Source organism: Asaia sp. VD9 (assembly GCF_037150015.1).
Taxonomy (GTDB): Bacteria; Pseudomonadota; Alphaproteobacteria; order Acetobacterales; family Acetobacteraceae; genus Asaia.
Map to the genome: position 1 here is coordinate 434329 of NZ_JBBCQM010000002.1, position 26174 is coordinate 460502.

A 26174-nucleotide genomic window follows, 5' to 3' on the forward strand; every position below is an offset into this window, starting at 1 on the left:
TTCCCCAGTCAGCTCTCCGGTTCTGCACAGGGGATCCTCCGGTCAGCATTTCGAGTCCACAGAGTTATCCACAGGGTGCGGCAGGTCCTCGCGCGCGCTCAGTCGATCCCAGGATTTGTAGATCGAGTCGATCAGGGATAGCCGTCCGGCATTGGCGGGGAGGGCCTCTCCGATAGCGATAGTGATCTCCCCTGGCTGCATCAACCAGCCTCTGCGCGGCCAGTGAAGGCCCGAATTCGTCGCGACCGGAATCACGGGGGCGGCGGCCTGTTTGGCAAGTGCTACGACGCCGGGCTGGAGGGGCACCCTTGCCCCGGGAAGCGTGCGGGTGCCTTCAGGGAAGATGATGATCTGGCGTGAGGCGTCAAAATGCGCCTGGGTTGCCTTCATCAGGCCGCGCAGAGCCTTCGCCCCCGCTTCTCGCTCAACCGGCACCATTCCGGAAAGAAGCAGCATTGGGCCAATGAAAGGGATGCGCGTCAGTTCCTGTTTGATCACATAAGCGGGGCCGGGCACGAGCGTCATCCAGATGAACCCGTCGAAGAAGGACTGATGCTGCGAGGCAATGAGGCAGGCGCCTTCAGGGAGGTTCTCCGCGCCAACAACGCGAATGCGGATACGGCAAAAGAACCGGAGGCCCCGAAGTGTCAGGGCAGACCAGCTCTGGGCGTAACGCAAGGCAAGATCACGGCGGCGCAGTACGCGGATCGGCATCGCGCCGATCCCCATGATCAGCGTCAGGATGACGAAATAGGTGATGAAGAGAAAGGCGCGTATCCGGTTCATGCACTCCCCCAGGGCCGGCTCCATGTCGCTTGTTCACTAGAGCAAGCGAGGGCGCGATGGAATTCTTCCACGACGAGAAAGATGGGCCTCACGCTTCCAATCCGCATGCCTGATCTCACTGGTGTGGCAAGAGACGGTGGGTCTGTCACGCAGCGCAAGCCTTCGTCGTCGCGTGCATCTCGGGATGCTCTATGACGTGGTCAGGAGCGGGGGGTAAGATTCACACCGCGTGACAGGCCAAGGTTGGAGCCGATCCATTTCGTATATTCGTGTAAAAGCAGCCTGAATGTCGCCCGATCGGGCGTGCGTCGCAACGCCGGCGAGCGTATCGGGTAAGGATGCAGCGCTACACCGGGCGCGGCACGATGCAGTTCCAGCATGGCGCGCCGGATGTGATAGCCTGCGGTGACGACAAGAAGGGAATGGATCGCGTTCTGGCGAGCCCAATCAGCCGTTTCCGACCCATTGCCGATGGTCGAGACGGCGCGACGGCCCAGCGTGATGCGGGCCGCAAGCGCGGGAGTGAGGGCGATCGGCGCATGCTCGGTGAGTTGCGCGAGCGTGGCATGGGGACCGACGCCCGATATCAGCAATTTTCCCCCGACCCCTTTGTCGAGCAGGGCAAGTGAGGCTTCGATCCGGTCGCGCCCTCCGGTGAGGGCGACGATGCCGTCGCAATGGACCGGTTGCGACACGGGATGAAGCGCATCGACGCAGAACCAGGCGAATCCGGCGCACCAGGTCAATGCCAGAACGAGCAGAAGTAACGGCACGGCCAGCCAGAATTTCATGGCAGGCGTCGCAGCCAGAGCCGCACCGTCGCCTGGGCCACGAGGAAACTCAGCAAGGCTACCAGCAGCGGCACACAGATCAGGGACTGGAGCAGGGCAGTGGGTAGACTCGTTGCGAGCTTCAGCCATCCGCCCATATCGCCCGGCCAGAACGCCAGACTGCCCTGCTGATGGTCCAGGAAGGGCAGGATCAGGCGATGCACGATGGCGAGGGTCATCCCCCCCAGCGCCATGCCAACCGCGCCTCCCCCAAATCCGAGCCCGAAGCTGCGCCAGGCGATGCGCCTTGCGATGAGGCCGTCCCTTGCGCCGAAACCATGGAGGATTTCGATGGTGCGCCGACGGGCCGTCAGGGTCATGCGTACCGAGAGTGTGGTCACACCGGCCGTTGCAAAACCAGCCAGCAGCACGGCGAGCCAGGCACAGGCCTGCAGGCTTTGTCCCAACAGCATGAGACGCTCGCCCCATCGCCCGTTTTCCTCAATGACCGCGGAAGGCGCCAGCGTGTCGAGAATACGCGGCAGATCCGTTACCGGGCCCTCTGCACGACGTGTGATCTCGAGCACAACGGGAAGGTCTGAGACAGTACCCTGCATCGGTCCCAGCCACGGGCGCAGGAGCTCACGGATCCGCTCTTCGGAGAGCGTGTCGACGGCAGCGATTCCCGGATCGCTCTGCAGGACCGATACCAGTCTGGCCGCCGTCTCCCGTCCGTCTCCCGAGAAGTCGGGAATTTCGATCGTCACCTGCCGTGCGGCGCCATGGGCCCATTCGCGCGAGAGGCTCCGTGACGCGTCCCATCCTCCGAGTGCCAGCGTCGCAATGGCCGCGACGGCCGCGATGATCGGAATGAGGCCGCGGTCCTGCCTGCCCAGATGCAGCCCGTCTGGCAGCGCGCGGCTCATGGCGCTGCTCCCCTCTCGGCAGGAGGATCACACAGGCGCCCCTGTTTCAGCATGATCTGTGGATGACGAATCGCCCGCACGAGCGCCTCGTTATGGGTTGCGACGATCACGGTGGTGCCCGCGCGACTCAACGCCTCGAGGGCTTCGACCAGTTGCCAGCTCTGTCCTTCCGCGAGGGCATTTGTCGGCTCGTCGGCCAGAAGCAACGCCGGACGCATGATCAGCGCCCGCGCAATGGCCACGCGCTGACGCTCGCCCCCCGAAAGCTGATCCGGGAATTTCCTCTCTTTCCCATCTAGCCCGAGCCAGTCGAGAATCGAGGGGATCTCGCTTTGCAGGATTTCTTGCGTCGTTCCCGCCAGGCGGAGAGGAAGTGCGATATTGTCGAACACATCCAGCTCGGAAAGCAGGCGCAGATCCTGCGGGATGAAGCCAATACGCTGCCGTAGCTGAGCAAGCTGGCGTCGTCGTGCCGTCCTGATATCGACACCGAGAATTTCGACGCCCCCCTCTTCGGGAAGGGCTTCTCCATGCATGAGGCGCAGGAGGCTCGATTTTCCGGCGCCGGAGGGGCCTGTCAGCCAAAAGAAGCTGCCCTGGGAAATATCGAGAGTGATTCCCTGCAGAACCGGGTGCCCCTGGGCTTTTCGCCCTTTTTCATGCCGATAGGTGACATTGCGAAACCGGATCATGAACGCCCTGGCCGGGGAATTACATATTGCGCGCGGCGACTGCCGAAACCGTGGCGCCGAGAGCAGCGACAGCCATCAGCAGGAACCCGTCGAAAATCAGACCCGAAGGGGTCATCACATGGCTGCCGATGGCCAGATGCTCCGGAATGCTGCCGACTACATGGTTCATCACGTCCTGTGCCTGCGGGTCCGTGGAGGCGCTCGATGTGGTGATCGAGGCGAGTGCGCGGGGCAGAGCCATCCAGCCAATGCCGATCACGAGACAAAGCGGCGCGAGGACCTCGGCGACCTGTTGGGCGAAGTAGAAGGCAAAATAGCAGATCGCCCAGAACCCGGTTCGGACGATGCCGAACCCCGATGCCTTGCGCGGCGCGCGATCGTCGCTCGTCTGGGCGAGGCGGGACAGGGACGGACGGGGCGAAACTTCCATGGGGCGCTTTCAGCTTTTCGTAACGGGCGAGGTTGAAAAGGCGTCCAGTCGACGCTGGCCACGTTGTCTCTGGTTGAGGTAGCTGGGCGGGGCGGGAAATGCAATGATTGCCGTCCTCACCGCAGCTCGACGTTCCTCCTGGGGCGCATCTCTCGACGCTGTTCCGACGATGAAAGACAAACTGGTCTAATCCATGCCCGAACACTGTGCGGTACTGTGTGAGTGGCGCAAACTACGCCGCCGCGCTGCGGATTCCTGACCTGGGTATTTCAGCGCAGAGGGGAGCAACCATGAGAGGTCTCGCGCGGTAATGGCGTATCGCAACAACCATGCTAGTGATGGAAAGACTACCTGAAGGCCGCGCATGATGGATCTATCCCCCCAATGACCAGTTCCGTGACGATCCCGGACATGCATCTCCCCCGGATACTTCTGGTTGAGGAATCGGACAGCCAGGCAGAAGCACTCGTCCAGCTCCTGGAAGGGGCAGGCTTTGACGTGCGTCGCGTCGCAAGCGGTGAGGAAGCGCTCTCCTGTCTCGATGACGGTCTGCCGGATCTGGTCGTGTCGGATTATCACCTGCCGGGGATGAATGGCGGGCAAATGGCCCGTCAGTTCCGTATGAATGCGCATACGCGCTCGATCCCGATCCTGATGCTGACAGAAGACGTCGCGCCGGGTCTGGAACGCGAAGGGCTCGAGAGCGGCGCTGACGCATATATCTCGAAATCGGCCCATCCCGATCTTCTTGTGCTGCGTATTCGGGCGCTGCTGCGCGAAGGCTCTGATTTTCTCCAGGCTGAGGAAGCCGGGCGCTTCAGACGCGCGCGCATTGTGATCGTCACAAGTCCGAGGAGCGATGACAGCGACGAAGAGCCCCTCTCGGATAATGCGAGCTGGGAGCGCGATGCGTCTGGTGCCTCTCTGGGGGAATTGCTCTGGCGCGATGGCCATACAGTTACAACAGTGACGGCGTCGAGCGAGCTGGTGAATGGGGGATGGCTCGGAGGCGAGGAGGGACCGGATTGTCTCGTGCTCGATCTCACGTCGCGTATGCTGGACGGGGTCAATTTCTGCCGCCGTCTCGACGCCCGCCGACAGGATGTGCTTGAGGCTGGCGGAACCTCCTTTCGCATCCTAGGCATCGTGGACGCCAATCGCTTTCGGCGGCATTCGGCCGCCGATCTGTTTGATGCCGGGCTGGATGATCTGGTCCCCAGCGATATCGCCCCTGACGTGCTGGCCCTGCGCATACGGGTTCTGGTCAGGCGCAAGCTCGCTCAGGACGAGATCAGACAGCAGGAAATCAAGCGTCAGGTGCGCGAGGTGGCGCTCCAGACTGCCCAGAGTGAGGCACGAGCCATCGCTGCCAAGGCGGCCATGGCCGAGGCGCTTGCACATGCCAACTCGGAACTCGCCGATGCGAATGCGCGACTGATCGAGACACAGGCCAAACTTGTTCAGACGGCCAAGATGGCCTCGCTTGGCGAACTCGTGGCGGGCATTGCCCACGAGATCAATAATCCGTTGGCCTTCACTCTGGCCCATGAGGAGACCATCGCCCGCGCTCTGCAACGGCTGATCGACTCAGAAGGGCCGCTTCAGTCGTCCCAGCTCGCCCTGCTCGAGAAATGTTCGAACCGCATCGGGGCAATGCGCCTTGGATTGCAACGCATACAAAATCTGGTGCTGAGCTTGCGCCGCTTCTCCCGGCTGGATGAAAGCGCCTTTCAGGACACGGATGTGGTCGAGGCCATCGATACCGCGCTGGCCCTGCTCGCCCATAAATTCGGCAGGGAGATCATGGTGGAGCGTCATCTGAACGCTCCGCGTATGCTGGTCTGCCAGCCGGCCCTGCTGCATCAGGTTGTGATGAATATCGTGAGCAACGCAGCCGACGCCATTCGATCCCGCGCCGAGACGGAGGGGTTCGAGCCAGGTACGCCGAGCGGCAAGATCGTGATCGAAACCACCCTTCGTCAAAGCGGCAATGAGGCCTTCTACGTGATCAGTGTGGCCGATGACGGGCCCGGTGTACCGCCCGCGCTCAGGGCCCGCGTCTTTGAGCCTTTCTTTACGACCAAGCCCGTAGGGATGGGCACAGGTCTTGGCCTTGCGATCGCCTATGGCGTCATTGAGGCCCATGGCGGCACGATTGATATCGACGACGCCAATCTGAGTGGGGGACGTGGCGTGGGGGCCTGCTTCACCCTGTCTGTCCCTGTCCGCCTGACGCCGACAGGCCCGGTCACCATAGGACGCAGCGCATGAAACGCACCGAGATGAGTGTCCCTTTCGGACGCAGCAGAATTCTCCTGGTAGATGATGAGGCCGAAATCCTCGTCGCGCTGACCGATCTGCTTGAGGATGAGTTCGACATCCTTTCGAGCACGGATCCGCTCGAGGCGCTGAGCTTTCTCAAAAAATCGCCCGACATTGCGGTGATTGTCTCCGATCAGCGTATGCCCAACATGACGGGCGATGTGCTGCTCAGCAAGGCGCGTGAGTTTTCTGATGCTCGCGGTATCCTGCTGACCGGCTATGCCGATCTGGCAGCGGTTGTGGCGGCCCTGAACCAGGGGCGCATCCAGTTCTACGCCCACAAACCCTGGGAATCCGACTCCCTGCGCGCGATGGTGCGTGAGGTGGCCGCGCATCACAGGCTCGAGCGTGCGCTCATGGTGGAGCGGGTGTTGCTGCATGGCGCGCTGGAATCGGTGCCTATGGATGTGGTGTTCACAGAAGCCGATGGGACGGTTCTGCGACACAATATGGAAGTCGAGGCTCATCCCAATGCCAAGGGCGATATCGAGGAGGACTCACTGCATGGCGATGCGCTGCGTGAGGAAATCGCCGCGATGCGTGAGGAAACGAAACAGTCGGGGAGTGCGACCCGTCTTGTTTCAGAGCTGACCGAGGAGGGACTGCGCTGGCACGAGATCATTCGCCAGACTCTTCCCTGGCCGCGCAACGCATCCGGCGTGCCGTTCCCGATGCCGCAGCGTTGGCAGATGAGTTACGATCGCGACGTGACCGATCGTCTGGCAATGGAAGAGCGCCTGCGTCAGGATGACAAGATGCATGCCCTTGGAACTCTCGCCGGCGGCATCGCGCATGACTTCAACAACCTGCTGACCGCCATGCTGGGATCGCTGGAACTGCTGCAGGACATGACACCTGCCTCCAACCCAACGGTCACCAAGCTCTTCGAAAACGCGCTGGAATCAGCGCGCCGCGGCACAGTCCTGACACGTCGATTGCTGGAATTCGGGCGTCCCAAGCCCATGGCGCTGCGCCCCGTAGACATGGTCGAGATGATCTGGAGCATGCACGACCTGATCGTGCAGAGCCTGAGTCGAGCAAGCGATCTGCGCGGCGAGACCGGGCGATGCGACCTTGATCTTTCTGCGGTGCCACGTGAGCTCGTTGTGCCCCCCGTTCTGAGCGATTCCGGCCAGCTCGAGATGGCGCTTCTCAATCTCTGCATCAATGCGCGCGATGCCATGCAGGAAGGCGGCGTGATCTCCATTTCCCTGACTCGCGATGTCACGCCGGACGGCGGGGATCATATCATGCTGAGCGTTGAGGATCAGGGCTGTGGCATGCCGCCCGAGGTCGTGCGGCGCATATTCGAACCCTTTTTTACGACCAAGGGCTTGGGCAGCGGTACCGGGCTGGGTCTCTCGACCATATACGGCTTCCTGCAGCGCAGCGGTGGCGATATCCGCGTCGATAGTATGCCCGGCAAGGGAACGCGCATGACGATGATCCTGCCGATCTGTCAGGAGGACGCACCGGAGGAGGCGCATGATCTCCGATCCGAGCCCATCGTCAGCGGGAAGCTTCGTATTCTTCTTGCCGATGATGAGCCTGGCGTTCGACTCGTGACCGATCAGTTTCTGTCGCAGGACGGGCACGAGGTGGTTAGTGTCGGAGATGGCGCTGAAGTGATTGCCCATCTCGAGGCGGGTGAGGTCTTTGATCTGGTGGTGCTGGATCTGCTCATGCCCGGCATGGGCGGCCGCGAATGCGGGCTCATTCTGGCGGCCAAGTATCCTGAATTGCCGGTTCTTTACGTCAGCGGTTATGCCGACCCTCAAAACCTGCCGGCAAATGCGTTTGTGCTCGGCAAGCCATTCACGCCGCAGGAACTGCGCGATGCCATAGGCGCAACGCTGCGCAAGCGGCGTTAGGGCGGGCTTGTCTGGGCGTCTCCAATCCTTATGTGTGGAGACATGCAGATTTCTTCTTCTTCCCCCCATGACCCGGTTGGCTGGCATGGCACTACCATCCTCTGTGTAAGACGCGACGGTCAGGTGGCCATGGCAGGCGACGGTCAGGTTACGCTCGGTCAGACCGTCATCAAGGGTAATGCCCGCAAGGTCCGCCGCATTGGCCCCAAGGGCACTATTCTGGCCGGTTTCGCCGGAGCTACGGCAGATGCGTTCACTCTGCTTGAACGGCTCGAGGCGAAACTGGAGCGCTATCCGGATCAACTTGAGCGCGCCTGTGTTGATCTAGCCAAGGACTGGCGTACGGACCGCTATCTGCGTCGTCTTGAAGCCATGATGGCAGTCGCCGACGCCCATCGCTCCTTCACATTGACAGGGAATGGCGACGTGCTCGAGCCTGAGGATGGGATCATCGCGATTGGCTCAGGGGGTAACTACGCCCTCTCCGCTGCCCGGGCGCTGATCGATATCGATGGGCTGAGCGCCGAAGATGTGGCGCGCAAGGCCATGAAGATCGCGGGCGATATCTGCGTGTACACCAATCATTCGGTCAGGGTTGAATTGCTCGGCGGGGAGGAAGCGTAATGGATATCCCGAATTATTCGCCCCGAGAGATCGTCTCGGAACTCGACCGCTTCATTATCGGACAGAACGAGGCAAAGCGTGCCGTTGCCATCGCCATGCGCAATCGCTGGCGCCGGGCGCAATTGCCGGAGGGCCTGCGCGAGGAGGTCGTTCCCAAGAACATCCTGATGATCGGTCCGACCGGCTGCGGCAAGACCGAGATCGCCCGCCGTCTTGCCCGTCTTGCCCAGTCGCCTTTTCTGAAGGTCGAGGCGACCAAATTCACCGAAGTTGGATATGTCGGGCGCGATGTCGAATCCATCATACGCGATCTGGTTGAGGTTTCGCTTACCATGCTGCGTGAAGCGCGCCGCAAGGACGTGAATGCGAAGGCCGAACTCGCCGCAGAATCCCGTCTCGTCGATGCCCTGGTGGGAGAAACGGCGTCTGCCGATACCAAGACCAAGTTCCGTCAGATGCTGCGTAATGGCGAGCTTGAAGAGAAGGAAATCGAGATTCAGGTCGGGCGCGAGCCGGGTGCAGGTGAGATGCCCGACATGGCGGGTGGCACTGTCATGAATGCTGCAGCCTTTGGCGACCTGATGAAGAATCTCATGAACCGGTCCCCTCAGAAGCGCCGCCTGAGTATTGCGACGGCCCGTCAGCTGCTGATTCGCGAAGAAGCCGATCGTCTCGTCGATAATGATGCCCTTACACAGGATGCCGTACGTCACGCGCAGGATCACGGCATCGTCTTTCTGGACGAAATTGACAAGGTCTGTGCCCGTTCCGGTGAGGGGGGAGGGCGCGGTGGCGATATCTCTCGTGAGGGCGTGCAGCGCGACCTCCTGCCGTTGATCGAGGGTACCACAGTCACGACCAAATACGGCCCGGTTAAGACGGACCATATCCTGTTCATCGCTTCGGGTGCGTTTCATCTGGCGAAGCCCTCGGATCTGCTTCCGGAATTGCAGGGGCGCCTGCCGATACGCGTTGAGCTGGCGGGTCTGACGCGCGACGATCTCAAGCGCATCCTGCTGGAGCCGGAGCACTCTCTGCTCAAGCAATATGTTTCCCTGCTCGGCACCGAGAACGTGACACTCGTTTTCGAGGAAGGGGCGGTCGATGCGCTTGCGGAACTCGCAGCCGACATTAATGAGCGGGTCGAAAACATCGGTGCCCGGCGTCTTGCGACGGTCATGGAGCGTCTGCTCGAGGATATCTCCTTTCGGGCTTCGGATCGTGGGGGAGAGACCGTGACGGTCGCGGCGCATGACGTGCAGGAGCGTGTCGCTCCACTGGCACGCAAGGGCGATCTGAGCAGGTTCATCCTATGAGCGGGGCGGTGATCATGGCGCCCTGGGTGCAGAATGTCGACGATACAGCTTCGGACGCGATCGAGGCTATTCGTGAAGAGCTTGCCCTCTTCGATGACTGGATGGATCGCTACGAATACATCATCGAAATGGGCCGCACTCTTCCGGCTTTTCCAGTCGACTGGCAAAACGATGCGCATCGTGTCCCTGGCTGCCAAAGCCAGGTATGGCTTGAAGCGCATGAGGAACAGGGCAGGCTTTTCTTTGCCGGAGCGTCTGACGCAGCCATCGTGAACGGGCTCGTGGCGCTGTTGCTACGCGTCTATTCTGGGCGGGACAGGGCCGAGATCGAGGCGACCGATCCCGGGTTCCTGCATGATCTCGGTCTGGTGAAGGCGCTTTCGACCAATCGCGGGAATGGGGTCGAGGCCATGGCGCAGACGATCAGGGCCCGTGCGCGAGCCTGACCCCAACGGGTGAAACCGGAATAGATCTGCCCCGCCGATAAAGGTTTTGAAATGGAAATAGCCCGGCATTGCCGGGCTATTTTCTTGTCATCCTGTAAACAGGGGGCCGGAGACAGGGGCTGATCAGTTCTTGCCCGGAGCACCATCTGCAGGCGCTGCCGGGGAAGCCGATTTTGCTGCATCGTCTTTTGGCGCATCAGCCTTGCATTTCATGAATTTCCCTTTGGCATCGCGGCATTTTTCCGCTTTGGGCTTTTCACATTTGGTGAACTTGCCAGTCGTTGCATCACGACAGGGCTTGGCATAGGCCACCGGGGCGGCAGCCGTTCCAAGGAGCACGGTAAGGGCGAGAAAACCACGAAGCATGGGTGAAATCCTTTTGGGGTGTTCAGCAACACTCTGACATTATTCGGCCCAAGGCAAGCGCTTTGACATCGCACCAAAGACACGGAAAAACCCGCCACGAGGCGGGTTTTTCCGTGTCGTTTCCTGCCGGATCTAGTTGGGCAGGGCATAGGCGATGACGTAATCGCCCATCTTGGTTCCGAAGGAGCCATGACCACCGGCATAGGTCACGATGTACTGCTTGCCATTGGCGGAGTAGCTCATCGGTGTGGACTGGCCACCGGCAGGCAGGCGATCCTGCCAGAGGGTTTCGCCCGTCGTGACGTTATAGGCGCGGATGTAGAAATCCAGCGTCGACGTCAGGAAGGCAACGTTGCCAGCCGTCGTGAGCGGACCGCCAAGGCTTGGCACGCCGATCTTGAGCGGGGGCAACTGCACGGGCAGAGCGCTGCTGTACAGGCTGTCGCGCAGCGTGCCGTTACGATGCTGCCAGATCACCTTGTTGGTGCGCAGATCGATACCAGCCATGTAGCCCCACGGCGGACGCTTGCAGGGGATGGGGAAGCCGATCTTGGTGGTGATCGGGTTCAGGAACGGGCTCAGCATGACGGCAAAGGGCGCACCGTAATTATGCTGCAGGCCGGTCTCGCCACCCGATCCCTTTGCACCCTCTTCAGGCCAGAGCGGGTTGCCCGGACCACGGGGAACGAGCCTTGAGACGAAAGGCAGGGCGATCGGGTTGGAGATGGCGATCTGGCGCTGCGGATCGACAGCAAGACCACCCCACTCGAAGATGCCGAGATTGCCCGGGAAGATCAGCGAGCCACGTTCTGATGGCGGGGTGAACGTTCCCTTGTAGTCAAGCTGATGGAATGCCACGCGGCAGATCAGCTGATCGAACACGGTGCCGCCCCACATGTCCTTGCCCGTCAGCAGGGCCTTGGGGCGCAGGGTCAGATCAGAGAAGGGCTGGGTCGGCTCGGTATGGTCACCCTTGGCCGCGCCCTGGGGCACGGGCAGCTCGGGAGCGCCCACGATCAGCTTGCCATCGCGACGGTCGAGAACGAACACATTGCCTGTCTTGGCCGGAGCATAGATCGCCGGAACGACTGTGCCATCCTTTTGGGTGATATCCACCAGGCTCATCTGCGAGGGCAGATCCATGTCCCACAGGTCGTGGTGCACAGTCTGGTAGCTCCAGGCAAGCTTGCCGGTATCGGCGTGCAGGGCGAGGATGGCCGAGGCATAACGCTCGGAATCGGCGCTGCGGTCGCCGCCCCACTGATCAGGTGTCTGCACACCCGTGGGGATATAGATCAGCCCCAGATTGGAATCATAGGACGCGGTGATCCAGGAATTCGGAGAGTTCGCCACGTATTTGTGGTCGTCGCCCGGCATCTGGTTCGGGTCGGCGTTTCCGGTGTCGAACACCCAGACGAGCTTGCCCGTGAACAGGTCGAAGGCGCGCGTGACGCCCGAAGGCTCCTTGGTGGACCCGTTATCGGTGACAGCGCCTGAAATGATGACCAGCTTGTCGGTGACGACAGGCGGCGAGGTTGGCTCGTAGCCACCCACATGGTCATAGGGCATGTACGGGGTGCGCAGGTCGATTTCGCCGCTCTTGCCGAAGCTCGGGCAGGCCTTGCCGGTCTGGGCATCGACAGCGAAGAGGCGACCGTCATTGACAGGCAGGAACAGACGCTCATGGCACTCGTCGGGTGCGGGCGACCCATCGGACGTCACGGCACTCGCATCGGATTTGTGGTAGGTCACGCCACGGCACGTCAGATGCTGGAAGCCCGGGTTGACATAGAGATGGGGGTCGAACACCCATTTCGTCTTGCCGGTAGCGCCATCGACAGCCCAGAGCTTCTGATGCAGCGAGCAGAAATACAGCGTGCCGTTGATGGCGAGCGGCGTGGCCTCATTGGTGGCTTCGCCCGGATCGTTCGGCCCCTTGAGGTCGCCCGTACGCATGGTCCAGGCCACTTTTAGCTTGCTGACATTGTCAGAGGTGATCTGCGTGAGCGGAGAGAAGCGGTCGCCGTACTGGGTACGGCCATAGGCCTGCCAGTCGCCATCGGGGAGCTGAGGGGCATCGCTGCCGGCTGCGGCCACCTTTTCGGTAGGCAGGTTACCCGCTTTGTCACCCGGATCCTGCACGAAGGCGACGACTACGACGATCAGGGCAAGGACGACGCTGCCCAGCAGGGGCAGGGTGGCAAGACGGCTCGTGGTGATCTGGCGGCTGACGAAAGGCAGGAGCAGCCAGATCCCGAGAATGGTGATCACGTCGCCACGGGGTACGAGCGACCAGAAATCGATACCGATTTCGCTGATCGCCCAGATGAGCGACCCGAGGATGATCAGGGTATAGAGCCAGAAGGCGGCCGCGCGGCCCCTCCAGACGAGATAGGCGGTGGCCAGAAGGGCAATACCGCAGACTGCGTAATAAGGGGTGTCGCCATAGCTCAGGAGCCAGACACCGCCGAGTGTCAGATAAATGCCACAAAGGGCAAATATCACGGCGGTGAGGGCTGCCCAGAACCGCGGCCGGGAAACCGTGTTCATGCGTCGTCCTATGTGTGGTTTCGTGTTCGGAAACGTTGCGAAAAGAGACCGCGTGGAAAAAGGCCCAAATGTTGATCTACGTCAAGAACGTCCCACATTGTGGTTAGGGTTCTGTCTAACCCAAAGTAAATGTTTATGCGCGTTAAAATGGGTTGTGCGTGGGGAAGATATCCTATAGGTGCCCCCTTTCGAACGCGCGTCCAGGCGATGGTAGGGCATGCCTGGCCGCTCGGTGACGGCTGCGAGCAATCGCAATCCGGCATCTTATATGTCGAGAGGAGAACGAAATGCCCAAGATGAAGACCAAATCGTCGGTCAAGAAGCGGTTCAAGATCACCGCGACCGGCAAGGTGATGTGCGGTCCCGGCAACAAGCGCCACGGCCTCATCAACCGTCCGCAGAAAATGAAGCGCACCAATCGCGGCCCGCAGACCATGACGGACATGGATGCGAAGACCGTGAAGCAGTGGGCCCCCTACGGACTGGCTTGAGGAGCATATATAAATGGCACGTGTTAAGCGCGGCGTAACGACGCACGCCCGTCACAAGAAGGTTCTGGATCTGGCCAAGGGCTATCGCGGCCGGTCTTCCACGAACTACCGCATTGCTCTCGAGCGCGTCGAGAAGGCGCTTCGTTATGCCTATCGCGACCGTCGTAACAAGAAGCGCGATTTCCGCGCTCTGTGGATCCAGCGCATCAACGCTGCCGTTCGCGAGCAGGGCCTGACCTACAGCAAGTTCATCAATGGACTGGCAAAGGCTGGCATCGAAATCGACCGTAAGGTTCTGGCCGCCATCGCATTCGATGACGCTGCAACCTTCGCCGAGATCGTGAAGCTGGCGCAGATGGCTCTTGAGCAATCCGCTCAGGAACAGACCGCGCAGGCCTGATTAGAGGCTTTTGCCTTCGGATTTCTGCTTCGGCAGATTTCCGGATTTGATAGAAAACGGGTCGTCCTGTATCAGGACGGCCCGTTTTCTTTTTTGACGATACCAGTTGACCGATGGGACAGGCGAATGATGGGCGATGATCTTGAAGCGCTGAGAAGCGAAACTCTCGAGGCCTTGGCGCAGGCGCAGGATCACGCCGCCTGGGACGCCATTCGTGTGGGCGTTCTGGGCAAGTCCGGCCGCCTGACCCGTCTGCTCAAGGAACTGGGGAAGATGAGCCCCGAGGAGCGCAAGGAGCGTGGCCAGGCGCTCAACCGCCTGCGCGACGCCCTCAACAGCGCCGTCGAACAACGTGGGCAAGAAATTGCCGATGCCGCTCTCGAGGCGCGCCTGAAGTCCGAGCAGGTTGATGTGACCCTGCCTGCGCCCGCGACTCCTCTTGGCCTCCTCCATCCGATCAGCCGTACTATCGAGGAAATGACTGCCATCTTCGGTGCGATGGGCTTCTCGGTAGCTGAGGGGCCAGACATCGAGTCCCAGTGGCATAATTTCTCTGCGCTCAACACGCCCGATCATCACCCGGCGCGTACCGAGCATGATACTTTCTATCTGCCTTCGACCCACGAAGACTCCCCGGCGCGTGTTCTGCGCACCCAGACATCGGGCGTGCAGATCCGGACCATGCTCACCGAGGCACCGCCTATTCGCGTGATCGCGCCGGGCCGCACCTATCGTGCCGATCATGATGCCACCCACTCACCGATGTTTCATCAATGTGAAGGACTTGTCATCGACAAGGGGATCACCCTCGGTCATCTCAAGGGCTGCCTGATCGAGTTCCTGCGTGTCTTCTTTGACAAGCCGAACCTTCCGGTGCGCTTCCGCGCCTCCTATTTCCCGTTCACCGAGCCCTCAATGGAGGTTGATATCGGCTGGTCGCGCCAGACGGGTGAAATCGGGGGCGGGACGGATTGGCTCGAGGTCCTGGGCTCAGGCATGGTGCATCCGCGCGTACTCGCCAATTGCGGTCTCGATCCGGCCATTTGGCAGGGCTTCGCCTTCGGCATGGGGATCGAACGTCTGACCATGCTCAAGAACGGCATTCCCGATCTGCGCTCTTTTTATGAGAGCGATCTGAGATGGTTGCGCCATTACGGCTTCTCGGCCCTGTCTTCCGTCAGCCTCGCAGAAGGAGTCTGAAACTATGAAGTTCACCCTATCCTGGCTGCGCGAGCATCTCGATTTCACGGTTTCGCTGGACACCATTCTTGCGAAGCTCAACGCCATCGGTCTTGAGGTCGAGAGTGTCGAGAACCCTGCCGACAGCCTCAAGGGCTTTCGCGTCGCCAAAATCCTGGAAGCGCATCGTCATCCCGATGCAGATCGTCTGCAAGTGTGCGTCGTCGCGGCTGGCGGCGGCTACGAGAAGATTCAGGTCGTATGTGGCGCGCCCAATGCCCGAGCAGGGCTGCATGTGATCTTCGCTCCGCCAGGCACCTACATCCCGGGCAGCGACATCACCATCAAGGCAGGCAAGATCCGCGGACAGGAAAGCGGCGGCATGCTGTGCTCGCTGCGCGAACTCGGACTCGGGGCTGAATCCGACGGGATTGCCGAGCTGCCCGAGAGCGTGGTGCTGGGGCAGTCCTATGCTGATTATGCCAAGCTCGACGATCCCGTGATCGATATCTCGATCACTCCGAACCGCGGTGATGCGCTGAGCGTGCGTGGTATCGCCCGCGATCTCGCCGCTTCGGGGCTGGGACATCTCAAGCCCTGGCTGGTCGAGACGGTGGAAGGGCAGTTTCCCTCGCCCATCAACTGGGACATTCAGTATGAGTCTGCCTGTCCCTTCATCGCCGGGCGCCTGGTGCGCGGCGTCCGTAATGGACCAAGCCCCGACTGGCTGCGCCAGCGCCTCGAGTCCATCGGGCTCAAGCCGATCAGCACGCTTGTCGATATCACCAATTTCTTGACCTTCGATCTCGGGCGCCCGCTTCATGTGTTCGATGCAAGCAAGATCAGCGGGTCCACGCTGTCACTTGCCCGTGCGGCGCGCGAGACATTCGGCGCGTTGGATGGGCGCGATCTCGTTCTGGGCACCGACGATCTGGTGATCGTCGACAGTGCGGGCGTTCAGTCGCTTGCCGGGTTGATCGGTGGTGAAGCAACGGGTGTCAGCGACGAAACCGTTGATGTCTTCATCGAGGCTGCGCTTTTCGATCCCGTCCGTATTGCCCTGACCGGGCGCAGGCTCGGGGTGCATACCGATGCCCGCCAGCGTTTCGAGCGCGGTATCGACCCGGCTCTGGTGCTTTCAGGGCTTGAGGCCGCAACCCGTCTCATTCTCGATCTTTGTGGCGGAGAGGCCAGTGACGTCACGAGCGCCGGCGCAATCCCCGTCTGGCAGCGCGAGGCGTGGCTGCGCTTCGAGCGCCTGAGTTCTCTTGGCGGTGCCGACATCGCCGAGGAAGAGGCAACGCGTATCCTGGAGCATCTTGGCTTCGAGGTCCGTGAGCGCGCGGAAGGGCGCAGCTGTTTTGCCGTGCCGTCATGGCGCAATGACGTCGCGACGGGTGTCCAGCTCGATCAGGCCCCGCATCTCGATCCGGATCAGGCGCAGAGCGCGGCGTCATCCGTTCATGCCATCGAGGCAGAGAACGATCTGATCGAAGAAGTACTGCGCATCCATGGTCTGGACTCGGTGCCGCCTCTGCCCCTGCCGCTCAGAACCGCTATCGCTGCGCCTGCCGTCACTCCGGCGCAGAAGCGTCTTGGCGATCTGCGTCGTCTCTGCGCGCTTCGTGGCCTGGTTGAGACGGTCGGGTTCTCCTTCGTTTCGCATGAGGATGCCCTGCTCTTCGGAGGCGCCCCTGAGGGGCTGCGCCTTTTGAACCCGATCGCCTCCGATCTGAATCAGATGCGGCCTACTCCGCTGATCAATCTGGTGCGGGCCTGGCAGCATAATGCGGCGCGCGGCTTCAACGACGCTGCCTTATTCGAGCTCGGCCCCTGTTTTCATGCCGATGGCCAGAAGCTTGTTCTGGCAGGGTTGCGGGGAGGGGAAACGCCCCGTCGTCCCGGTGTGCGGGCTCAGGCGATGACGCTGTGGGATGCCAAAGCCGATCTCATGGCCGCTCTGGACGCATTGAAGCTTCCTGCTGATGCGCTCAGTGTCACGGCCGATGCGCCGGGCCACTACCATCCCGGTCGCTCGGGCGTGGTGCGTCAGGGCCCCAAGACCGTCCTCGGTTGTTTCGGTGAGCTGCATCCGCGCGTGACACGCGCCATGGGGATCGATTCGACCCTCGTGGTTTTCGAAATCTTTCTCGATGCCGTGCCACTGCCTAAGGTCAAGCGTCGTCAACCGCCTGCGCTCTCGGCGTTCCAGCCGATCAGCCGTGATTTTGCGTTCATCGTGGCGCCGGGAGTGGACGCACAATCCGTGCTGAAGGCCGCACGAGGGGCAGAGCGCGCGCTCATCAGCGACGTAAGCCTGTTCGACATCTATGAGGGCGGCTCGCTCGAGCCCGGTCATCGCTCGCTTGGCATCGATGTCACGTTGCAGCCGGTCAAGGCCAGCCTGACGGATGAGGAGATCGAGGCCGTTTCCGAGAAGATCATCGCTGCGGTTGCCAAGGCAACCGGCGCAACTCTGAGGCGCTGAAACCCCCATGCCCCATTCAGCCATTACCCCTCGTGTCATCTGGCTTCTGGCAGGTGAGGCCAGCGGTGATGTGTTGGGGGCGCATCTGATGCAGGCGCTTCATGCGCGTGATCCGCATCTGATCTTCGTCGGCATTGGCGGCCCGCGCATGGAAGCCTTGGGGCTTGCCAGCCTTTTCCCGATGCGTGATCTCGCTGTAATGGGACTGGTCGAAGTACTGCCGCGCATCCGGCAACTCTCCCAGCGCCTGAACGAGGCGGTCAATGACGTTGTGCTGCGTCAGCCGGACATGATCGTCACCATCGATTCCCCAGGCTTTGCCCTGCGCTTTCTCAAGCGCCTGCGTCACGTCACTGTGCCCAAGATCCATTATGTCGGGCCGCAGGTCTGGGCCTGGCACGAGAAGCGCGTCCATAGCTTCCCCGAGCTATGGGACCGTTTGCTCTGTCTTCTCCCGTTTGAGGTGGACTGGTTCGGTGAGCGAGGTGTGGCCGTGGATTTCGTCGGACATCCTGTCCTGCAATCTGGCGCAGATCAGGGCGATGCCAGGCGTTTTCGCCTGAGGCACGGTATCGAGGATGACGCCCCGATCCTGATCCTGATGCCGGGCAGTCGCCGGTCCGAGGTGCCGCGCCTGTTGCCGGTCTATGGCAAGATGCTTGCTCTGCTGCAGGAGAAGCTGCCCGGTATCGTACCGGTTCTGCCTCTGTCTCCGCTGGTGGCCCAGACAGTCAGGGCCGCCGTCGCGCGCTGGCCGGTCAAGCCGATCATCGTGACTGAACTTCATGACAAGCATGACGCCTTCGCTGCCGCTGGTGCAGCGCTGACCAAATCGGGAACCTCGACGCTCGAGCTTGCCCTGGCGCATGTGCCCATGGCGGTGGCATATCGCGTCAATCCGCTTACGGCCTTCATGGCGCGTCGCATGATCAAGGTGAAATATGTCGCCATGGTCAATCTGCTGGCAGGGCGTGAGGTCGTTCCAGAGCTGCTTCAGGAGCGCTGCACGCCCCGGGAGCTTGCCGATGCGTCCTATGCCTTGTTGACGGATCCGTCTCTGGGTACCTCACAAAGGGCGGCGTTCGATGAGGTGATGGCGCAGCTTCGGCCGCCGGAATCCCTTGCCCATAACGGGACACCGTCAGATGCGGCGGCCGAAGCCGTGCTGCGGATTCTCAATGAGAGAAGCGCTTCGCGTCCTACTGAGGCTGGGGTCTGAAGCAGAAGACGCAGCGCCGCGAAGGATGGCGTTGCAGGTGATGGGCTCAGTGTGCCCCACCGTAGAGCTGCTCGGGCGAGATTTCTGGCGCGGCCGTGTCGCGCAGGCCTTCTGGCACCACTTCGTGATAGAAGCAGCTACGTCGGCCCGTGTGACAGGCGACACCCGTCTGCTGGACGAGAAGCAGCACGGCGTCGCGATCACAGTCCAGACGCGCTGAGACGAGCGTCTGTCTCTGGCCGGAGGTCTCTCCCTTGCGCCATAGCGCGTTGCGGCTGCGGGAATAGTAGCAGACCTGACCTGTCGCGAGCGTTTCCGCCAAAGCCTCCCGGTTCATCCAGGCAAGCATCAGAACATCATGGGGCGCTTCGGCAGACTGGGCGAGGGCGGTAATCAGTCCGTCCTCGTTGAAGCGCACTGTCTCCAGAAGCGCTGCGAGAGTGGCTGTGTCGGGGGGGAGATAGCTCATGATGTCTCGTCTTTGAACCAGTCAGGGATAAGCGGTGTGAGGGTTGTTCCCTCATGGTGGAGCGTCACTGTCCAGGCCTCACGGCGCAGAAGGGCCAGGCCGCGCTGTCCGATGGCGCTGCGCATCTGGCCTACTTCCCGACCGTCTAGCATGAGTGCGGTGCCGGGGGGCGGGAGGGGGCCGTCGCCCTGTACCGGAACGAGACGCTTCTTGACCAGACCGCGATAATGGGTCCGGGCGGTGAGTTCCTGTCCCATATAGCAGCCCTTGCTGAAGGAGATACCGTTCAGCCAGTCGAAATTTGCCTCGATCAGAAGCGTTTTCTCGCTCTCGCAATCGACAGCGTCAGGCAGGCCGAGCGAAAGCCTGTGGGCATGATAGGCAGAAACTGCGGCAGTATCTTCGCGTCGCAAAGACTGAGCGATGCGTCGTGCGCCTGCGCTCGCGAGGCGCGGATCGGCTCTCATTCCCCGGTCCTCGGCGTTATCGCCCCAGAGCGCTTCGACGCAAAGATCGGTGACCTCGATCTGAACATCGGCCCGAAGACGAAAGCGCAGGAGCTTCGTCCTCAGCATCGCGGCATGGTCTGCAGGCACATCCAGCAAAAGCCTGTCGGGCTCATGCCAGATGAAGAAATCCGACAGGTACCGACCCTGCGGCGTCAGATAGCCGCACCAGATGAGCGCCGTGTCAGTGGCCGCCGCAACATCATTGGAAACGAGCCCCTGGAGGAAGCCGATGCGGTCCTGTCCGGTGACGGAAAGCACCGTGCGATCCGTGAGCCATGCTCTTGCCATCTTCATTCTCCAATTCGGGCAGTATTGGAAGGAGATGCGGGTTGCAGGAGCCTGAAACAAGAGAGAAAATGTGAACGCGACCCATGCAAATGTCGTGCGTTGAGACGCAAAAGCAAGTCATCCCCAGCAGGAGGGGATATCCTGGGAGGGTGATTGTTGCCTGTTTCTGAGATCATTGACCCGGCTGATCCCGAAGCCGAGCTGAGGAAGCGGCGGCTTATCGAGCTTGTCGCGCCGATATTGGGCGTGATTCTGGTGATCGTCGTGATCGTTGCTGTCACGCTCCATTCCTATCACAAGACGCGTGGCGGGGTTATTGCGCTCTCCCAGGACCTGCTGCGCGAGGAACAGAAGAATATCACGCAGGAAGTCTCGGATTATCTCGCTCCGGCCCCGGCGACGGCCATCGTCGCCCGTGATCTGCTGACTGACCCTGTCACCGATGCGCCCCCTCAGGTCTTTCTTGCTTATGGCGCATCCATGCTGCGCAACGTCCGGCAGGTCGAGAGCTTCTACCTTGCCGATGATCAGGGGTCATTCTGGTTCATCGATCGGGCGCCTGCCGATATTTCCGATGGCATGGAATGGGTTCATCTGATCCGGGACAAGAACGTCTTTCGTCACTGGTATTATGACAAGTCGGGCAGGCTGGTGCGCACGGTCGACACGCCGGGCAAGAATTACGATCCGAGAACCCGGCCCTGGTATAAGGGGGCGTTCGAGCACCCGGACCTGAACTGGTCCGATCCCTATCCGACCGTTGCGACCGAGGAACTGATCGTGACCGCGGCCAGCGTGCTGCACACGACAGACGGCCATCAGGCCGTATTCGCCATCAATATCTCCCTGAACCGCCTGACGGATTTCCTGGCCGCCATCAAGATCGGCAAGAGCGGGACCGCCGTCGTGGTGGACAAGGACGGGCGCATGGTGGCCGGAAGCCATCTGCTGGATGTGGCGCGCAAGGCGAACTGGAAGTTCGACAGCATGCTGCTCGACCCCCAGAAGCAACCTGTGTTCACGCGTGCGCTCGCACTTTATCATATCTACGGGGCGGGCGTTCACCTGATCAAGGCGCGCGACAAGCAATACGTCACGATCATGGCGTCGCTTCACAAGATCCGTCCCGGATGGATCCTGATGCTGAACGCACCCGAGGATGATTTCGCGGCCTTCGCCGCAGCGGCGGGGCGGCAGGGCTTTCTGTTTTCCATGGTCATCGTGGTGCTGGCCGCCCTGCTCGCAGGGTTTCTGGTACGTCAGAACCGCAGGACCGAGCGGCTGCAACGCCAGATCGGCTTTGAGCGCGCCCAGGTCCGTGCCGAGAGCCTGGCGCTCAATGCCATGGCTGGCACACCCGACCTGCTCGACCCTAATCATGACGCCCCTCTTCTCACCCAGCGTCTTTCCGAACTTGCCAAGGCCCGCCGCGTCAGTCTCTGGCGATCGGTGGGAGACGATCAGCGCCTGCTCTGCGAAGATTCGTATGACCAGTCGAGCGATGCCCATAGTGCGGGCATGGAGCTCTCTCATAGCGATCTCTCGGCTTTCTTTGGCCTGCTGATGTCGGGCGATGTGATCGAAAGCGATAGCGCGGCGACGCAGGAAGGACTGAGGACCTTTCAGCGGATGGTGATGACCCAGATCAACTCACGATCGGTCTATATCCAGCCGATTCTGGCGCGCGGCTCGGTGATTGGCATGCTGGTGCTGGAAGACGCCATCCGTCCCCATGCTGTCTCGCATGTCATTGCCATTGTGGCAGAGATCGCCGCCGTGCGCTTTGCCGCGATGCGCGCCGACGAAACACGCGTCGAGCAGCCGGATCAGGCCGGCACGAGTGACCATAGCGCGGCGACAACGCGTCTGGGTGAAGGTTTTCTCGCTTCCCCCCGTGCGGAAGGTACGCCCGATCTGGTGGCTGGGCAGTATAGCCAGGTTGCCGTGGCGACCATCCTGTTCATGGATACGACGTCCGATACCAATGTGGATCTCCTGCCGGTGGTGCAATCGCTCGTCCGGAAATTTCAGGAGGTCATGCGGCACGAATCGCTCTTTTCGGCCCAGATCCTCGGTAATCGCCTCGTCCTGATCGGGGGATGCACCCAAACTCCGGACCCTGACTCCGCACGGCGTGTCGCAAATGCCGTGCTGGCCCTGCGCGAAATCGCGCTGATCACGCTGGCCGATGCAGAGCTGACACCAAGCTTCCGTATCGGGCTCGATGTCGGGCCTGCTTTCGGTGCCATTCTGGGGGATGATCCCGGGATCTTCAATGTCTGGGGCGAGGCGGTTCAGACATCGGAACTCCTGGCGATCAGCGCGCCCGACTCAGGAACCATTCAGGTTTCCGAAACCGCACATGCGCTGTTGCGGGATTACTATCTCTTCCGGCCTCGTGGCATGTTCTATCTTCCTGCCGTCGGGATCACGAACACCTATGTTCTGGCGGCCAAGCGGTGAGTGAGACTCTGCCTCGTTATCGTCGGTGGCTGCGCGCACTGGGAGGGCTGACCCGTCGTCAGCTGCGGTTTACCCTCATGCTGGTCGGAGCGAGCTGGGGGGTGGCGCGGGAAGCCTGTCGTCCCAGTTCATGGCGACGCACGGTGGTGTACGAATTCAAGAGCACCTTGCGGCAGGCGGCCGGGGGCGGGTTGTTCAGCACGCTCTTTACAGCCGGTCTGACCGGGTTCGGCATCGTGGCTCAGGCAATCTACTGGCTGGGTATCGCGGGGATGGCCGATACGACGGACTCCCTGCTTGCGACAGTTCTGGTACGTGAAATCGCGCCGGTCTTGGTGGGCGTCATTCTGCTCGGGCGCAGCGGTATGCTCGGTCTGACCCAGCTGGGGCAGCTGACCATTGGCGGCGAGTTGAGGGCCCTGCAGGGGCTCGGCATCGATCCTTTCCTGACGCTGGTCATGCCGCGTGCTCTGGCAATGATGCTGAGTTCCTTCACGCTTGGCGTTGTCTTCAGCCTCACTTCGCTTTCGGTCGGTTACGGTGTCTGTCGCCTGCATTCGATCATCACCATGCCGCTCTGGACATTTCTCTACGACATCGTGGGGGCCATGAAGCCCATCGATTACCTCGGCATTCCGCTCAAACTGATCATCAGCGGCTTTCTGCTGAGCCTGACGACCCAGCTCACCGGGCTGGACGCCACGCGTTCCGATACCATCGCCACGTTGTTGCCGCGTGGCTTTGCACGCGGGATCCTGGTGATCATGGTCGTCAACGTCATTCTTGGGGTACTTGTGGCATGAGCGACGATCTCCACGCGGCGCTCGAACTGCGCGAAGCCTGCCCTGTATTCGAGGAGAGCGGGCTGACATCGGTGCCATACAGCCTGAGGCTGATGCCTGGAGACTGTCTTCTCATCGCTTGTCGTGACCCCGTGCGCGCGACACGTTTTGCCGATCTATGCAGTGGGTTGATCCCGCTCGTTTCGGGGCAGGCTCTGTGTATGGGGCTCGATTGGGAGCATCTTGCCGAAAACCGGGCCTGGGCGCTGCGTGGGCGCATTGGCCGTGTGATGCAGCAGGGAGCCTGGATCGACCTGTTTGGTACCGATCTCAACATCCTTGTGCAGCAATTGCACCATACCCGTACCACCACCGAAGATCTCGTGGCGCAGGCGATCACCCTGTCGCGTCGCTTCGGCCTGCCCGGCCTGCCCACCCTGACCCCGGGACGGCTGAATAATGCCGATAGGGCGCGGGCGGCCTGTGTGAGAGCCTTTCTGGGGGAACCCAAGCTGCTCATTCTGGAAGATCCCGTTGATTTTGAGACCGCCGATATGATGACCGCCTTCCTTGCGGAGCTTACCGCGGCGCGCGAGCGCGGATGCGGGGTGATCTGGTTCTCACGCGAGCCGGATCTTTGGCACGGCTATAATGCCGCTGGAACGCATCGATACAGATTGCTCGACGAGGGTCTGATGCCAATGAAACAGGGGGTGTGATGTTTCGCATACGCACGAATACCGAAACCGATGGCCGCTCGCGTCCTCTCATGCGTATTCGCTACGCCGATGAGTGGGTGGGAATTCTCGTGGTCGCGACTTTTGGCCTGTTCATTTTCGCTATCGTCGAGGCGGGTATCCTGCGTGATTGGCTTACGCCATCAGGAAAGCTGCACTTCAACCTGCCTGAGAGCGGGATTGCCGGGCTCGCCGTGGGGAATGATATCGAGCTGATGGGCATCCGCATCGGGTCGATCCGCTCGGTCAAGATCAACCCGCACGGCAATATGTATGCGATTGCCGATATCGATCCTCAATTCGAGCCTTACATTCGCAAGGATAGTCGCGCGATCATCCGGCACCGTTTTGTCGTTGCCGGGGCGAGCTATATCGAGCTCGAGCGCAGCAAGGGGCCAGCCATGGATTGGGAGTTCGCCGAGCTCGAGGCGACGGTGGAACCTAATCCGGCGGATATGATCACCAAAACCATTGGCGATATTCGCGCCGGAATGATGCCGGCCCTGCACAACGCCGACAAAATCATGGCCGATCTGGCTGCCGTGACCACCGCCATACGCTCGGGCAAGGGGTCGATCGGCGGGATCGTTATGGATGACAAGCTGCTCAATCAGGCGGATGCCGTGTTGAAAACGCTGCAGGATTCGATCGAGAGACTGAAGCCGATCGAGGGGCAGATTTCCGGTGTGCTGAAGCAGACGCAAGGGACCATGGAAAATCTGCGCCAGAGCAGCGGGGATGTGCGCAAGGCAACGCCCAAGCTCAAGGATACGATGACGCATCTTGACGAGGCGAGCGCCCAGCTTCCAGCATTACTGACACAGGCTCAGGCGACCACAAACAGCCTCAAGCGTCTGACCGATCAGCTGCGCGGTCTCTGGATCCTGGGGGGCGGCGGAAGCAAGGCGCCACCGCGCCGACTGCGCGCCGGAGATATCAAGCCATGAGCCGGCATTTTCTCATTCTCTCCACAGCGCTGCTGGCGCTCAGCGCATGTGGGGGGAGCGCTGATCCTGATGGAATACGCACTGATCAAGGCTATGCCAATGCGATGGATGTTGGACGCGACAGCTTCGACATGACTCATGCCGAGCAGGCGAAGGCCCAGTTCGAGACAGCCTATGACAGGGCTTTGTTGCGCGATGATGCCGATGATCTGCGTGACGCCGGATATAATCTCGCGATAGCCGAACTGACCATGGGGGATTCCAGCAAGGCGCTGGCGACCGTGGCTCGGGTACGGCACGATCTCTCCCTGCGCACCGATCCTTCCAGCCCGGCGCTGGACCTCGTGGCAATGGCGGCGTATTGCCGCCTCGGCCAGTATCGCGAGGCACTTGAGCAGGGCCGTCGGGTCCGGACGAACGATCCAGCATTGCTGGAGCGCCTGGCGTTTCTTACGGGGCTTGCCGCAGACGGCGTCGGCGATGGCACCACGCTGGCCTCTGCCCTCAATGCTCTGCCGCTCCCTTCCAAAAAGGCGCCTCTGCTCGAGCAGGCAGATCGTGCCGAGCTCGTATCGAGACTCGCCCTGCGCCAGGGGGCTTTCAACCAGGCAGAGAGCGAGGCGCTCAAGGCTGCCGGATTGCGGCGCGACCGTCTGGATTATCGCGGTATGGCTCGCGCGCTCGATTGCGCTGCTCAGGCTGCACGGGGCGCCGGGGCTGGGGGGCGAGCCGCCGCTTATGCCCAGCGCGCCGCGCAGAGCCGGGAGCAGGCGTCGCCCCCGGGCTGAACTTGCCGCCACGTGTCGGGAGAGGCGTTCGCTATCCCTGGCTCATCGCCCCGGGGGAGGGGCGCTTTCAGCTGGCTCTTTTCTCCTGACGCGCGAGATGAACGGAGAAGCCTGTCAGAGCGAGACAGGCCAGTACTCCAGCCACCGAGCCTGTGCCGAGCCAGGTCAGGAGGCCCTGAATGGCACCAAGCTTCCAGCACAGCCAGAGCGCGATAGGTGGAAACGAAAGACGGCACAGATGCAGGGGGAGCCCCGGTAAGATCGGAAGCCCTGTGGTACGGAGCATCTTGGGTTGCCGAAGGGCATGTGCGGCGA

General features: G+C 61.4%; 25 protein-coding genes. 15 read left to right on the forward strand and 10 right to left on the reverse strand.

The annotated features are described in order from the left end of the window. Nucleotides 1-42: 42 nt before the first annotated feature. The 5 genes from WFJ47_RS04305 to WFJ47_RS04325 form a co-directional block, all read right to left on the reverse strand. Nucleotides 43-786 (reverse strand): 1-acyl-sn-glycerol-3-phosphate acyltransferase, encoded by a 744-nt coding sequence (locus WFJ47_RS04305; RefSeq protein ID WP_127100715.1) that lies wholly within the window; start codon nt 784-786, stop codon nt 43-45. A gap of 200 nt (nt 787-986) precedes the next feature. Then, a complete protein-coding gene (locus WFJ47_RS04310; protein ID WP_336761082.1) occupies nt 987-1577 on the reverse strand; it encodes a YdcF family protein in 591 nt (196 codons plus the stop codon). Continuing rightward, complete coding sequence (locus WFJ47_RS04315) at nt 1574-2482, reverse strand: hypothetical protein (protein ID WP_336761084.1); 909 nt, start codon at nt 2480-2482, stop codon at nt 1574-1576. The genes WFJ47_RS04310 and WFJ47_RS04315 overlap by 4 nt, the downstream gene beginning before the upstream one ends. Further along, nucleotides 2479-3174, reverse strand: coding sequence for an ATP-binding cassette domain-containing protein (locus WFJ47_RS04320; RefSeq protein WP_336761086.1), 696 nt, complete (start codon nt 3172-3174; stop codon nt 2479-2481). The genes WFJ47_RS04315 and WFJ47_RS04320 overlap by 4 nt, the downstream gene beginning before the upstream one ends. 19 nt (nt 3175-3193) lie before the next feature. Beyond that, nucleotides 3194-3604 (reverse strand): hypothetical protein, encoded by a 411-nt coding sequence (locus WFJ47_RS04325; protein ID WP_336761088.1) that lies wholly within the window; start codon nt 3602-3604, stop codon nt 3194-3196. A gap of 384 nt (nt 3605-3988) precedes the next feature. On the opposite strand from WFJ47_RS04325, the gene WFJ47_RS04330 reads away from it, so the two are divergent. The 5 genes from WFJ47_RS04330 to WFJ47_RS04350 are packed head-to-tail and all read left to right on the forward strand — an operon-like array spanning nt 3989 to nt 10183. Beyond that, a complete protein-coding gene (locus tag WFJ47_RS04330) occupies nt 3989-5875 on the forward strand; it encodes a response regulator (RefSeq protein WP_336761090.1) in 1887 nt (628 codons plus the stop codon). Next, on the forward strand, nt 5872-7797 hold the full coding sequence (locus WFJ47_RS04335; protein ID WP_336761092.1) for a response regulator: 1926 nt from the start codon (nt 5872-5874) through the stop codon (nt 7795-7797). The genes WFJ47_RS04330 and WFJ47_RS04335 overlap by 4 nt, the downstream gene beginning before the upstream one ends. 42 nt (nt 7798-7839) lie before the next feature. Beyond that, complete coding sequence (gene hslV, locus WFJ47_RS04340) at nt 7840-8421, forward strand: ATP-dependent protease subunit HslV (RefSeq protein ID WP_336761094.1); 582 nt, start codon at nt 7840-7842, stop codon at nt 8419-8421. Continuing rightward, nucleotides 8421-9737 carry an ATP-dependent protease ATPase subunit HslU gene (hslU, locus tag WFJ47_RS04345; protein ID WP_336761095.1) on the forward strand — a complete coding sequence of 439 codons (1317 nt, stop codon included), beginning with the start codon at nt 8421-8423 and terminating at the stop codon, nt 9735-9737. Before hslV ends, hslU begins: the two co-directional genes overlap by 1 nt. Beyond that, the gene (locus WFJ47_RS04350; protein WP_336761096.1) at nt 9734-10183 is read left to right on the forward strand and encodes a SufE family protein; all 450 of its coding nucleotides are present in this window, start codon (nt 9734-9736) and stop codon (nt 10181-10183) included. Before hslU ends, WFJ47_RS04350 begins: the two co-directional genes overlap by 4 nt. A 123-nt stretch (nt 10184-10306) precedes the next feature. Here the strand turns inward: WFJ47_RS04350 and WFJ47_RS04355 are convergent, their stop codons facing one another. Together WFJ47_RS04355 and WFJ47_RS04360 are read right to left on the reverse strand one after the other, a co-directional pair. Then, entirely contained in the window at nt 10307-10549 is a 243-nt protein-coding gene (locus WFJ47_RS04355; RefSeq protein ID WP_336761098.1) for a hypothetical protein, read from the reverse strand. 132 nt (nt 10550-10681) lie between these two features. Continuing rightward, nucleotides 10682-13099: a glucose/quinate/shikimate family membrane-bound PQQ-dependent dehydrogenase gene (locus WFJ47_RS04360; RefSeq protein ID WP_336761100.1), complete on the reverse strand. Its 2418-nt coding sequence runs from the start codon at nt 13097-13099 to the stop codon at nt 10682-10684. Between the two features lie 287 nt (nt 13100-13386). Here WFJ47_RS04360 and rpmI point away from each other — a divergent pair, with 287 nt between their 5' ends. The 5 genes from rpmI to lpxB all read left to right on the forward strand — a co-directional run bounded on the left by rpmI (nt 13387) and on the right by lpxB (nt 18876). Then, nucleotides 13387-13590, forward strand: coding sequence for a 50S ribosomal protein L35 (gene rpmI, locus WFJ47_RS04365; RefSeq protein WP_023978115.1), 204 nt, complete (start codon nt 13387-13389; stop codon nt 13588-13590). A 13-nt stretch (nt 13591-13603) separates the two neighbouring features. Continuing rightward, on the forward strand, nt 13604-13990 hold the full coding sequence (rplT, locus tag WFJ47_RS04370; RefSeq protein ID WP_062164227.1) for a 50S ribosomal protein L20: 387 nt from the start codon (nt 13604-13606) through the stop codon (nt 13988-13990). 129 nt (nt 13991-14119) lie between these two features. Continuing rightward, the gene (pheS, locus tag WFJ47_RS04375) at nt 14120-15190 is read left to right on the forward strand and encodes a phenylalanine--tRNA ligase subunit alpha (RefSeq protein WP_127100709.1); all 1071 of its coding nucleotides are present in this window, start codon (nt 14120-14122) and stop codon (nt 15188-15190) included. Nucleotides 15191-15194: 4 nt separating this feature from the next. Continuing rightward, nucleotides 15195-17657 (forward strand): phenylalanine--tRNA ligase subunit beta, encoded by a 2463-nt coding sequence (gene pheT, locus WFJ47_RS04380; protein WP_336761102.1) that lies wholly within the window; start codon nt 15195-15197, stop codon nt 17655-17657. 7 nt (nt 17658-17664) lie between these two features. After that, nucleotides 17665-18876 carry a lipid-A-disaccharide synthase gene (lpxB, locus tag WFJ47_RS04385; RefSeq protein WP_336761103.1) on the forward strand — a complete coding sequence of 404 codons (1212 nt, stop codon included), beginning with the start codon at nt 17665-17667 and terminating at the stop codon, nt 18874-18876. Between the two features lie 46 nt (nt 18877-18922). On the opposite strand, the gene hisI is transcribed toward lpxB, so the two are convergent. Then, nucleotides 18923-19345 carry a phosphoribosyl-AMP cyclohydrolase gene (hisI, locus tag WFJ47_RS04390; RefSeq protein ID WP_336761104.1) on the reverse strand — a complete coding sequence of 141 codons (423 nt, stop codon included), beginning with the start codon at nt 19343-19345 and terminating at the stop codon, nt 18923-18925. Further along, nucleotides 19342-20142, reverse strand: coding sequence for a folate-binding protein (locus tag WFJ47_RS04395; protein WP_336761106.1), 801 nt, complete (start codon nt 20140-20142; stop codon nt 19342-19344). The genes hisI and WFJ47_RS04395 overlap by 4 nt, the downstream gene beginning before the upstream one ends. 156 nt (nt 20143-20298) lie before the next feature. On the opposite strand from WFJ47_RS04395, the gene WFJ47_RS04400 reads away from it, so the two are divergent. Genes WFJ47_RS04400 through WFJ47_RS04420 form a run of 5 tightly spaced genes read left to right on the forward strand, consistent with a single transcriptional unit; the run spans nt 20299 to nt 25859 of the window. Further along, entirely contained in the window at nt 20299-22605 is a 2307-nt protein-coding gene (locus WFJ47_RS04400; protein ID WP_336761108.1) for a cache domain-containing protein, read from the forward strand. Then, a complete protein-coding gene (locus WFJ47_RS04405) occupies nt 22602-23408 on the forward strand; it encodes an ABC transporter permease (RefSeq protein ID WP_233581907.1) in 807 nt (268 codons plus the stop codon). The genes WFJ47_RS04400 and WFJ47_RS04405 overlap by 4 nt, the downstream gene beginning before the upstream one ends. Next, nucleotides 23405-24106 (forward strand): ABC transporter ATP-binding protein, encoded by a 702-nt coding sequence (locus WFJ47_RS04410; protein WP_336761111.1) that lies wholly within the window; start codon nt 23405-23407, stop codon nt 24104-24106. Before WFJ47_RS04405 ends, WFJ47_RS04410 begins: the two co-directional genes overlap by 4 nt. After that, nucleotides 24106-25071 carry an MlaD family protein gene (locus WFJ47_RS04415; RefSeq protein ID WP_127100705.1) on the forward strand — a complete coding sequence of 322 codons (966 nt, stop codon included), beginning with the start codon at nt 24106-24108 and terminating at the stop codon, nt 25069-25071. Before WFJ47_RS04410 ends, WFJ47_RS04415 begins: the two co-directional genes overlap by 1 nt. Continuing rightward, nucleotides 25068-25859 carry a hypothetical protein gene (locus WFJ47_RS04420; RefSeq protein ID WP_336761113.1) on the forward strand — a complete coding sequence of 264 codons (792 nt, stop codon included), beginning with the start codon at nt 25068-25070 and terminating at the stop codon, nt 25857-25859. The genes WFJ47_RS04415 and WFJ47_RS04420 overlap by 4 nt, the downstream gene beginning before the upstream one ends. 67 nt (nt 25860-25926) lie before the next feature. Here the strand turns inward: WFJ47_RS04420 and WFJ47_RS04425 are convergent, their stop codons facing one another. Beyond that, complete coding sequence (locus WFJ47_RS04425; RefSeq protein WP_336761114.1) at nt 25927-26145, reverse strand: hypothetical protein; 219 nt, start codon at nt 26143-26145, stop codon at nt 25927-25929. Nucleotides 26146-26174: the final 29 nt, after the last annotated feature.

Excerpts from the sequence above, each read along its gene's own strand:
- WFJ47_RS04305 (WP_127100715.1), bottom strand. The coding sequence starts at position 786 with ATGAACCGGATACGCGCCTTTCTCTTCATCACCTATTTCGTCATCCTG.
- WFJ47_RS04310 (WP_336761082.1), bottom strand. The coding sequence starts at position 1,577 with ATGAAATTCTGGCTGGCCGTGCCGTTACTTCTGCTCGTTCTGGCATTG.
- WFJ47_RS04315 (WP_336761084.1), bottom strand. The coding sequence starts at position 2,482 with ATGAGCCGCGCGCTGCCAGACGGGCTGCATCTGGGCAGGCAGGACCGC.
- WFJ47_RS04320 (WP_336761086.1), bottom strand. The coding sequence starts at position 3,174 with ATGATCCGGTTTCGCAATGTCACCTATCGGCATGAAAAAGGGCGAAAA.
- WFJ47_RS04325 (WP_336761088.1), bottom strand. The coding sequence starts at position 3,604 with ATGGAAGTTTCGCCCCGTCCGTCCCTGTCCCGCCTCGCCCAGACGAGC.
- WFJ47_RS04330 (WP_336761090.1), top strand. The coding sequence starts at position 3,989 with ATGACCAGTTCCGTGACGATCCCGGACATGCATCTCCCCCGGATACTT.
- WFJ47_RS04335 (WP_336761092.1), top strand. The coding sequence starts at position 5,872 with ATGAAACGCACCGAGATGAGTGTCCCTTTCGGACGCAGCAGAATTCTC.
- hslV (WP_336761094.1), top strand. The coding sequence starts at position 7,840 with ATGCAGATTTCTTCTTCTTCCCCCCATGACCCGGTTGGCTGGCATGGC.
- hslU (WP_336761095.1), top strand. The coding sequence starts at position 8,421 with ATGGATATCCCGAATTATTCGCCCCGAGAGATCGTCTCGGAACTCGAC.
- WFJ47_RS04350 (WP_336761096.1), top strand. The coding sequence starts at position 9,734 with ATGAGCGGGGCGGTGATCATGGCGCCCTGGGTGCAGAATGTCGACGAT.
- WFJ47_RS04355 (WP_336761098.1), bottom strand. The coding sequence starts at position 10,549 with ATGCTTCGTGGTTTTCTCGCCCTTACCGTGCTCCTTGGAACGGCTGCC.
- WFJ47_RS04360 (WP_336761100.1), bottom strand. The coding sequence starts at position 13,099 with ATGAACACGGTTTCCCGGCCGCGGTTCTGGGCAGCCCTCACCGCCGTG.
- rpmI (WP_023978115.1), top strand. The coding sequence starts at position 13,387 with ATGCCCAAGATGAAGACCAAATCGTCGGTCAAGAAGCGGTTCAAGATC.
- rplT (WP_062164227.1), top strand. The coding sequence starts at position 13,604 with ATGGCACGTGTTAAGCGCGGCGTAACGACGCACGCCCGTCACAAGAAG.
- pheS (WP_127100709.1), top strand. The coding sequence starts at position 14,120 with ATGGGCGATGATCTTGAAGCGCTGAGAAGCGAAACTCTCGAGGCCTTG.
- pheT (WP_336761102.1), top strand. The coding sequence starts at position 15,195 with ATGAAGTTCACCCTATCCTGGCTGCGCGAGCATCTCGATTTCACGGTT.
- lpxB (WP_336761103.1), top strand. The coding sequence starts at position 17,665 with ATGCCCCATTCAGCCATTACCCCTCGTGTCATCTGGCTTCTGGCAGGT.
- hisI (WP_336761104.1), bottom strand. The coding sequence starts at position 19,345 with ATGAGCTATCTCCCCCCCGACACAGCCACTCTCGCAGCGCTTCTGGAG.
- WFJ47_RS04395 (WP_336761106.1), bottom strand. The coding sequence starts at position 20,142 with ATGGCAAGAGCATGGCTCACGGATCGCACGGTGCTTTCCGTCACCGGA.
- WFJ47_RS04410 (WP_336761111.1), top strand. The coding sequence starts at position 23,405 with ATGAGCGACGATCTCCACGCGGCGCTCGAACTGCGCGAAGCCTGCCCT.
- WFJ47_RS04415 (WP_127100705.1), top strand. The coding sequence starts at position 24,106 with ATGTTTCGCATACGCACGAATACCGAAACCGATGGCCGCTCGCGTCCT.
- WFJ47_RS04420 (WP_336761113.1), top strand. The coding sequence starts at position 25,068 with ATGAGCCGGCATTTTCTCATTCTCTCCACAGCGCTGCTGGCGCTCAGC.
- WFJ47_RS04425 (WP_336761114.1), bottom strand. The coding sequence starts at position 26,145 with ATGCTCCGTACCACAGGGCTTCCGATCTTACCGGGGCTCCCCCTGCAT.